This is a genomic window from Micromonospora sp. ATA51, assembly GCF_016802855.1.
Lineage (GTDB): Bacteria > Actinomycetota > Actinomycetes > Mycobacteriales > Micromonosporaceae > Micromonospora > Micromonospora sicca.
In genome coordinates, this window is sequence record NZ_JAEVHJ010000044.1 from 23202 (window position 1) to 31950 (window position 8749).

The window sequence follows — 8749 nt, forward strand, 5'->3', positions numbered from 1 at the left end:
GCGTGTCCGTCGTGGATCTCGTCCTGCTCCTGCTCATGCTCGTGTTCGCGGTCAGCGGATACCGCCAGGGCTTCGCCATCGGGGCGCTGTCGCTCTCCGGTTTCTTCCTGGGCGCGCTGATCGGCCTCCAGGTCGGCCCGCTGATCGCCCGGCAGTTCGTCGACAGCGGGATCCGCGTGCTGATCTCCCTGGTCGCGATCTTCGGGCTCGCCGTGCTCGGTCAGGCGCTCGCCGGGTGGCTCGGCTCGCACCTGCGCAAGACGATCACCAACGACGTGGCCAAGCGGCTCGACGACATCGGCGGCGCGCTCGTGTCGCTCGTCGCCGTCATGCTGGTGGCCTGGCTGGTCGCGGTGCCGCTGGGCTCCTCCGCGGTGCCCGCGGTGGCCTCCTCGATCCGGAACAGCGCGCTGCTCACCGTGATCGACCGGATCCTGCCCGACAAGGCCCAGGAGCTCTCCACCGCGCTGCGGGACACGGTCGACACCAACGGCTTCCCGGACGTCTTCGGCGACCTCGCGCCCACCCGGGCCCGGCAGGTCTCCCCGCCCGACCCGACGCTCGCCGGTTCCACCGTGGTGGCCAACAGCCAGCGGGCGGTGGTCAAGGTGCTGGGCTCCGCGCCGAGCTGCGCCCGCCGGATCGAGGGCTCCGGCTTCGTGTACGCGGACGACCGGGTGATGACCAACGCGCACGTGGTGGCCGGCACCCGCTCGGTGGCGGTGGAGCTGCGCGGCGAGCGGTACGACGGTGAGGTGGTCGTCTACGACCCGGAGCGCGACCTCGCCGTGCTGCACGTGCCCGGGTTGCCCGGTCCGTCGCTGCGCTTCGCCGCCGGGCAGGCCGGCAGCGGCGCGGACGCGATCGTGCTGGGCTTCCCCCTCGACGGCCCGTACGACGCCCGGCCGGCCCGGGTGCGGGACGTGGACCAGATCACCGGACCCGACATCTACTCCTCCGGGGACGTGACCCGGGAGATCTACACCATCCGGGCGCTGGTGCGCAGCGGCAACTCGGGTGGCCCGCTGGTCTCGGCGAACGGACTGGTGCTCGGGGTGATCTTCGCGGCGGCGGCCGACGACCCGAACACCGGTTTCGCGGTGACCGCCGCCGAGGCTCGGCCGGTGGCGCTGACCGGCGCGGAGCGTACCCGGGCGGTCGGCACCGGCGAGTGCACCTGAGCCGACCTGACGGCACCCGGCCGCGGCGGACGCCGGGTCAGCCGCGCGCGGCGGCGGGGGCCGCGTCGTCAGCCGGGCGGGTGACGGGCAGCTTGGTCCGACCCCAGGTCAGCGTCCGGTCGAGCACCGCCCGGGCCATGATCGCCACGCAGGTCCCGCCGTTGAGGAACGACGCCACCACGTCGCTGGGATGGTGCATGCCCCGGTACATCCGGGTGAACGCGACCCCGACCGGCACCAGGACCAGCAGCGCCCACCAGGTGATCTTCACCGGGGTGCGCTTCGCCCGCAGCGCCAGCAGCACCGCGATGCCGACGTAGAGCGCCACGGCGGCGGAGGTGTGCCCGGACGGGAAGCTGGAGGTGGGCGGCGAGACGTCCATGTGCTCGACGGCCGGCCGGCGGCGGTCGATGGTCATGGTGGTGAACAGGAAGATCAGCGCCTGCGCGGTCACCGCGGCGCAGAGGAAGAGCGGCTCCCGCCAGCGGTGCAGCACCAGTCGCAGCACCAGGGCCACCAGCACGGTGACCACGACGACCAGCTGGGTGCTGGCCAGCGTGCTGAACACCAGCGAGACGTGGTTCCATCCGGCGGTACGGTCGGCCGCCAGCTCGCGGTTGACCGCGTCCTCCACGGTGAACGGCCAGGTCCGGGTGAGGACCCGGGCGACCAGGAGACCCAGCCCCACCATGAGGGCGAAGAGCAGGGCAAGCGGCAGCAGTACGCGCTTGGTCACCTGGACCGCGACATTGGACATGGGCCGCCCAATACCCCACCGGGCGCGCAACTACGCGTGCCCCCGGCCCGCCTCGTCCAGGTCCGGCCCGGCCAGCTCCGGCTCGACCCCCTCCCGGGCGGTACGCGCCGGCCGCCGACCGGTCCGGCTGCGCCAGGTGCGGAAGGCGGCGGAGGTGGCCGCCACCACCGCGACGCCGAGCAGCCAACCGGCCAGCACGTCGCTGCTCCAGTGCACGCCGAGGGCGATCCGGCTGACGCCGGTCACCACCGCGAGCACGATCGCGGCGAACCACAGCGCCCAGCGCAGCGGTCGCCGGTCGTGGGTGAACGGCAGGAAGACCAGCAGCAGCACCCCGGCGGTCAGGGTGGCGTTCAGCGCGTGCCCGGACGGGAAGGAGAAGCCGGCCGCCCGGGCGACCGGGTCGAGCAGGTCCGGCCGGTGCCGCCCGACGAGCAGCTTGAGCAGCGCGCCGAGCAGCCCGCCCACCACCATCGTGGTGACCGCCCAGAGGGCCAGCCGCCGGGCCCGGCGCCACAGCAGCCAGGCGACGACGACGGCGGTGGCGACCCGCAGCGGGCCGGGCGCGAAGACGTCGGTCCACAGACTCATCAGCCGCACCCACGCCGGATGGGCGACGGCGTACCCGTGCAGCGCGTCGGTCACCGAGGCGTCCAACCGGAACAGCGGCGGCCAGGCCGCCAGCACCAGCAGGGCCAGCAGGGCGAACGGCACCAGCACCAGGAACGCCGCGGCGGCGGCCAGGGTGAGCCGGAGGCCCAGCGAATGGTCCTGGTCCAGCCGCCGGCTCCGCCAGGACCGCTCGACCGTGGACATCCGACTGTGCTCGCCCGACCCGCTCATTCCCCAAGCACTACCCAGCGGACGGCCCGGTCAGACCGGCGGTGCCGGGGTCACCGCCGCGACTGGCGGAACCTGCGGACCACCATCGCTGCGCCGGTGACCAGGGCGACGAAGAGGGCGAGGCCGGTCCAGAGCCGTTCCGGCGCGGAGTCGTCCGGCTGGCCCGCCGGGTGGGCCGTCCACCGGGTCTGCTGTTTCCGAGCGGCGAAGCTGAACGGGTCGGCGCCCCGCCCGGCCGCCCGGTCGCCCTGCCCCGGTCCGGGCGCCGCGCCGAAGCCCACCACGCCCGGGGAGTCGTTGTCGTCGAGCGGGTTGCGCCTTGCCGCCGGCACGTCGGCGGTCAGCGCGGCGACCGGGTCCACCATGCCGTACCCGAAGCGGTCGTCGCGGCCGGTGGGTCCCAGGTCCTTCGCGGTGGTGATCAGCCGGTTGACCACGTCCCCGGCGGACATCTGCGGGAAGCGGGCCCGGACCAGGGCGGCGGTCGCGGCCACCAGCGGGGACGCGAAGCTGGTGCCCTGCACCCGCCAGTACCCGCCGGTCGGCCCGCCGGGGCGGGCCCCGAAGAGCGCCGTGGCGGGGGCGGCGAGCGTGGTCTCGTGGCCGGTGATCGAGCCGGACCAGAGGTTCTGGGTGCTGCGTTCCAGGCCGGCGACGGCGAGCACGCCGGGCTCGCGGGCCGGGTACCAGACCTTGGTGCCGGTCGAGCTGGCGAGGTTGCCGGTGCAGGCGACCACCACGACGTCCCGGGCGAAGGCGTAGTCGAGGGCCGCCGCCAGGGCCGGGCTGTCGCCGCTGCCGCCGAGGGACAGGTTGATCACCCGGGCGCCGTTGTCGACCGCCCAGCGCACCCCCTTGGCGACGATCATCGCGTCGTCGTACCGGTTCTCGTCGTCGAGCACCCGCACGGGCAGGATCCTGGCGTCCGGGGCCAGCCCGACCACGCCCCGGTCGTCGTCGTTGCGGCCGGCGATCAGGCCGGCGACCGTGGTGCCGTGCCCCACCGGGTCCGGCCCCTCGGCGCCGTCCGGAGAGACCAGGTCGATGCCGGGCAGCACCTGACCGGCCAGGTCCGGGTGGGCACCGTCCACCCCGGAGTCGATCACGGCCACGATCACGCCGCGCCCGGTCGAGTCGTGCCACGCGGTCCTGGCCTGCAACTCGTCGAGCTGCCACTGCTCCTGGCGGACCTGGTCGACCCGGCTCGGGGTGTCCACCGGGGCGAGCCAGCCCGCTTGCCGGGCGGCCGCCGGAGGGGCGTTGAACTGCCATGACGTCGCGACCGGCGGGGTGGCCGTACGGGCCGGGGCGGCGTGCGCCGGCGGGGCGAGCGGGGCGGCGACCGCGGCGGCGACGGCCGCCACACCGAGCAGCGTGCGTCCCACGACATGTCGGGTGGCGGTCGGAACTCCGTGCCGATCCCTGGTCACATTCCCCAGCCATTTCGTCGCGACAGAATCATGCTGCTCGGAGATTACCGGGTTTCCCGTGCGTCACGGTGCAAGTCGGTGACTCCGGTCACGCCGGCGCAGGTGGGCCAGTTGCACCAATCGGACCCCCTCCCTCCGGGTCACCAGCCGGCCCCGGCCCGGGGGCAACGGGCTCGCCTTCACCTGACCCACGAGCGCCCCCTCCTCCGGGCCGCCCGACATCACCAGACCGGCCGTGGAAAGCTCCCGCAGCCGCTGGATGATCGGCTCGTACTGGGTCCGGCCGGCGCCGCCGGAACGGCGGGCCAGCACCAGGTGCAGCCCGACGTCGCGGGCGTGCGGCAGGTGCTCCTCCAGGGCGCGCAGCGGGTTGGTCGGCCCGCCGGCCACCAGGTCGTAGTCGTCCACCAGCACGAACAGCTCCGGCCCCGACCACCAGGACCGGCTGCGCAGCTGGGCGGGGGTCACCTCGGGCCCGGGGATGCGGCCCTGGAGGTAGCCGGCCGCCGACTCGATCAGCTCGGCGGTGTGCGGGGCGGCGGCGCCGTACCCGATCAGGTGCGGCGTCTCGATCGTGCCCACCAGGCTGCGCCGGTAGTCCACCAGGATCACCCGGGCCTGCTCCGGGGCGAAGCGGGTGATGATCGAGGTGGCCAGCGCCCGCAGGAACGACGACTTGCCGCACTCGGCGTCGCCGAAGACCACGAAGTGCGGCTCGGCCGCGAAGTCCAGCACCACCGGGCGCAGGTCCGCCTCGGCCACCCCGACCGGGAAGGCCAGGCCGGTGGTCGCCGCGAGGTCCAGGTCGGCGTACGGCAACACCGGCGGGACAGCCGGACCCGGGGCGCGGGCGGCCCGGCCCAGCCGGCGACGACCGCCTTGACCAGGTCCACCGTCTCCCCGCCCAGCCCGGCGACCCGGGGCTGGGCACCGAGGAAGTGCAGCCCCTCCGCGGTGATCCCCCGACCGGCCTGCTCCGGCACGTTCGCCGCCACCGCCCGCTTCACCACCACCGAGTCCGAGGGGTCACCGAGGCGCAGTTCGAGCCGGGAACCGAAGAGGTCGCGGATCGCCGGCCGGAAATCGGTCCAGCGCACGGAGGCGGCCACCACGTGCACGCCGTACGACAGGCCGCGGGTGGCGAGGTCGGTGACCAGCGGCTCCAGGTCCTCGTAGTCGTTGCGCAGGGTGCCCCAGCCGTCCACCACCAGGAACACGTCACCGAACGGGTCGGTCCCCGGCTGCCCGGTGGCCGGTGCCGCCGCCCGCCGCCCGCGCCACGCCGCCATCGACTCCACGCCCAGCTCGGCGAAGCGGCGTTCCCGCTCGGCCAGCAGGGTGCCGATCTCCCCGACGGTACGGCGCACCGCGGTCGGCTCGGCGCGCCCGGCCACCCCGCCGACGTGCGGCAGGTCGCGCAGCACGCCGAGCGCCCCACCGCCGAAGTCGAGGCAGTAGACCTGCACCTCGGCCGGGGTGTGGGTGAGCGCCAGCGCGCAGATCAGCGTGCGCAGCAGGCTCGACTTGCCGCTCTGCGGCTGCCCGACCACCGCGACGTGCCCGGCCGCGCCGTCCAGCGCCAGCCAGGACAGGTCCCGGCGCTGCTCGTACGGCTTGTTGACCACCGCCACCGGCACCTGGAGGGCCCCGTGCAGCTCGGGATTGCCGACGGTGAGCCCGCGTACCGGGTCGGCGGCGACCGGGCCGAGCAGCTCGTCGAGGGTGGGCGAGCGGTCCAGCGGCGGCAGCCACACCTGGTGGGCCGGGGGACCCTGCCCGGCCAGCCGGCCCACCAGCAGGTCGAGCAGGGTCTCGGTGGGGGCCTCCTCCTCGGCGGCGGGCAGCGCGGCCGGGGTGGCCGGCTCCGGCACCGGCACCAGGTGGGTGGAGAAGGCGAGCAGCCGGGGCCCACCGCTGCCGGCCGCGCCCGCCGGGCCGCCCCGGCGGCGGACCGCGCCGGAGACGTACGCGGCCTTGAAGCGGACCAGCGGGTCGGTGCCGGCGCGCAGGTAGCCGTGACCCGGGGAGCGGGGCAGCTCGTGCGCGTCGGGCACCCCGAGCACCGTCCGGGACTCCAGGGCGGAGAAGGTCCGCAACCCGATCCGGTACGACAGGTGGGTATCCAGTCCCCGTAGCCTCCCCTCTTCCAAGCGCTGGCTGGCGAGCAGCAGGTGCACGCCGAGCGACCGGCCCAGCCGGCCGATCTGGACGAAGAGGTCGATGAAGTCGGGCTTGGCGGAGAGCAGCTCGGAGAACTCGTCGCAGATCAGCAGCAGCGACGGCAGCGGGGCGAGCGGGGTGCCCGCCGCGCGGGCCCGCTCGTAGTCGCGGAGGCTGGCGAAGTTGCCGGTCCGGCGCAGCAGCTCCTGCCGGCGGACCAGATCGCCGTTGATCGCGTCGACCATCCGGTCGACCAGCGGCAGGGCGTCGGCCAGGTTGGTGATCACCGCGGCGGTGTGCGGCAACCGGTCGAACGAGGCGAAGGTCGCCCCGCCCTTGAAGTCGACCAGCACGAAGTTGAGCTGCTCCGAGCTGTGCGTGGCGGCCAGCCCGAGCACCAGCGTGCGGAGCAGCTCGGACTTGCCGGAGCCGGTGGCCCCGATGAGCAGGCCGTGCGGGCCCATGCCGTCCTGCGCGGACTCCTTGAGGTCCAGCTCGATGGCGCCACCGTCGGCGCCGACCCCGATCGGCACCCGCAGCCGGTCCCGGGCCGGTCGGGGCGCCCAACCCTGCTCGGCGGTGAAACCCTCCGGGTCGCCGAGGCCGAGCAGCTCGGGCAGGCCCGGCTCGGCGCCGGGCGGGCCGTCCGGTCCGCGTACCGTGCCGGCGAGCCGCAGCGGCGCGAGCCGGCGGGCGACCGCCTCCGCGTCGGCGAGCTCCAGCGCGTCGGCGGCGCCCACCTCGGCGACCCCCTCGGCGGAGTGCGAGTGCAGCCGGCCGTCGCCCAGGTCGAGCAGGAGGGCGTACCGGTCGAGCAGCCGCGGCGGCGGGGTGTCCAGGTCGATGACGGTGACCGCGTCGATGCCGCCGTCGCCGGCCAGGTCGGTGGCGCCGGTCAGGTCACCCCCGTCGAGCACCACCACCACGTGCGGCCCGTCGGTGGCCGGGCCGGCCGGGCTGAACCGCGACCGGATGGCCAGCACCTCGTCGAGGAGCCGTTCCAGTTCGGCGGCGGAGCTGCTGACCAGGCGGACCGGGCCGAGCGCGTCGGCGCGGCTCGGGTGCTGGGCGTGCGGCAGCCACTTGACCCAGTCCCAGAGCGCCCGCCGTTCCGGCCCGGCGCAGATCGCGATCAGCAGCTCGTCCGGGGCGTGGAAGACGGCGAGCTGGGCGAGCACGGCCCGCGCGAGGCCTGCGCGGCCGGCGAGCCGGCGCCCCGCGCGCCGGCGGGGCCGCGGACGAAGACCCGGGCGAAGCTGCGCAGCGAGAGCGCCACCGGCAGGTCCGGCACCACCGAGTACGCGTCGAGGAAGCGCCGCAGCGCGCCCGCGGTCATCGGCTCCAGCTCCTCCAGCGGCCGGGTGACCGGCGGGACGAGCGGGGTGGCCAGCGTCTGCGGGCCGACGCCCACCCGGACCACCGCGAAGTCCGGGTCGCCCGGACGGCGTTCCCAGACCCGATGGCTGTCCACCGTGGACCAGAGCTTGCCCGGGTCGGGGTGCCGGTAGTAGATCCCGGCCCGCTGCGCCCCGGCGGTCTGCCGGACCCGGCGGCGCAGCGCGGTCAGGTGCCGCAGGTACTCCCGCCGGGCGGCCATCATCTCCGACTTCTTCGGGGTGCCGGTGGCGCTGCCCCACGAGGTCACCAGCATGGCCACCGAGGAGAGCCCGAACATGCCGCCCACCACGTACGAGTAGGCCCCGCCACCGCGGCCGAACATCATCGCCATCGCCACCGTGCCGCCGAGCATGGGCAGCACCATCAGCGCCTGCTGCCAGCGCCCGCCCGCCCCGACGGGGATCTCCGGCGGCGCGTCCACCGGCAGCTCCCCGACCGGAATCTCCGGCGCGGGACGCCGCGGCGGGCGCTTGATGACGACAGTGGACACTGAGCCTCCCATGGCTCTCGGTAACCCGAGCCTGGCTCATCGTAGGTAAAGTCCTGTCGTCCGTCAGCCACCGTTCCCGCTCGATATGGAGATATGTCGATGACAGTCGGCCTGGCGCGGGTCACCATCAGCGCTCCCCAACGGCGGGTGGACGTGGCCCTGCCGGAACAGGTCCCGCTGGCCGAGCTGCTACCGGAGGTGCTCCGGCACGCCGGTGAGGGGCTGGCCGACGACGGGGAGCGGCACGGCGGCTGGGTGCTCCGACGCACCGACGGCGCGGTGCTGGCGACCGCGCAGGCGCTGCTGCCGCAGGGGGTGCGCGACGGCGAGGTGCTGCACCTGGTGCCGGCCCGCGCGCAGTGGCCCGAACTGGAGTACGACGACGTGGTCGAGGCGATCGCCGACGGCGCCCGCCGCCGGGGCAGCGCCTGGTCGCCCGCCGCCACCCGGACCGCCACGCTGGCCGGGGCGGCCGTGCCGCTCGCCGTCG

The 8749-nt window shown here is 75.1% G+C and carries 5 protein-coding genes and 1 pseudogene; 2 read left to right on the forward strand and 4 right to left on the reverse strand.

All coding sequences use genetic code 11. From position 1 onward, the window contains the following. The first annotated feature begins 2 nt into the window (after positions 1-2). Positions 3-1181 (forward strand): MarP family serine protease, encoded by a 1179-nt coding sequence (locus JNW87_RS10400; protein ID WP_238453579.1) that lies wholly within the window; start codon positions 3-5, stop codon positions 1179-1181. Between the two features lie 37 nt (positions 1182-1218). On the opposite strand, the gene JNW87_RS10405 is transcribed toward JNW87_RS10400, so the two are convergent. The 4 genes and pseudogenes from JNW87_RS10405 to eccCa all read right to left on the reverse strand — a co-directional run bounded on the left by JNW87_RS10405 (position 1219) and on the right by eccCa (position 8259). Further along, complete coding sequence (locus JNW87_RS10405; RefSeq protein ID WP_238453580.1) at positions 1219-1938, reverse strand: phosphatase PAP2 family protein; 720 nt, start codon at positions 1936-1938, stop codon at positions 1219-1221. 30 nt (positions 1939-1968) lie between these two features. Next, positions 1969-2754: a phosphatase PAP2 family protein gene (locus tag JNW87_RS10410; protein WP_109802628.1), complete on the reverse strand. Its 786-nt coding sequence runs from the start codon at positions 2752-2754 to the stop codon at positions 1969-1971. 77 nt (positions 2755-2831) lie between these two features. Then, complete coding sequence (gene mycP, locus JNW87_RS10415; protein WP_238453581.1) at positions 2832-4166, reverse strand: type VII secretion-associated serine protease mycosin; 1335 nt, start codon at positions 4164-4166, stop codon at positions 2832-2834. 108 nt (positions 4167-4274) lie between these two features. Next, positions 4275-8259, reverse strand: a pseudogene (gene eccCa, locus JNW87_RS10420) (type VII secretion protein EccCa). 99 nt (positions 8260-8358) lie between these two features. Between eccCa and JNW87_RS10425 the strand changes: the two are divergent. Further along, a partial coding sequence (locus tag JNW87_RS10425; RefSeq protein WP_238453582.1) for an EsaB/YukD family protein occupies positions 8359-8749 on the forward strand: 391 nt, incomplete at its 3' end.

Coding starts and splice junctions, on each gene's coding strand:
- JNW87_RS10405 (WP_238453580.1), bottom strand. CDS start 1,938: ATGTCCAATGTCGCGGTCCAGGTGACCAAGCGCGTACTGCTGCCGCTT.
- JNW87_RS10410 (WP_109802628.1), bottom strand. CDS start 2,754: ATGTCCACGGTCGAGCGGTCCTGGCGGAGCCGGCGGCTGGACCAGGAC.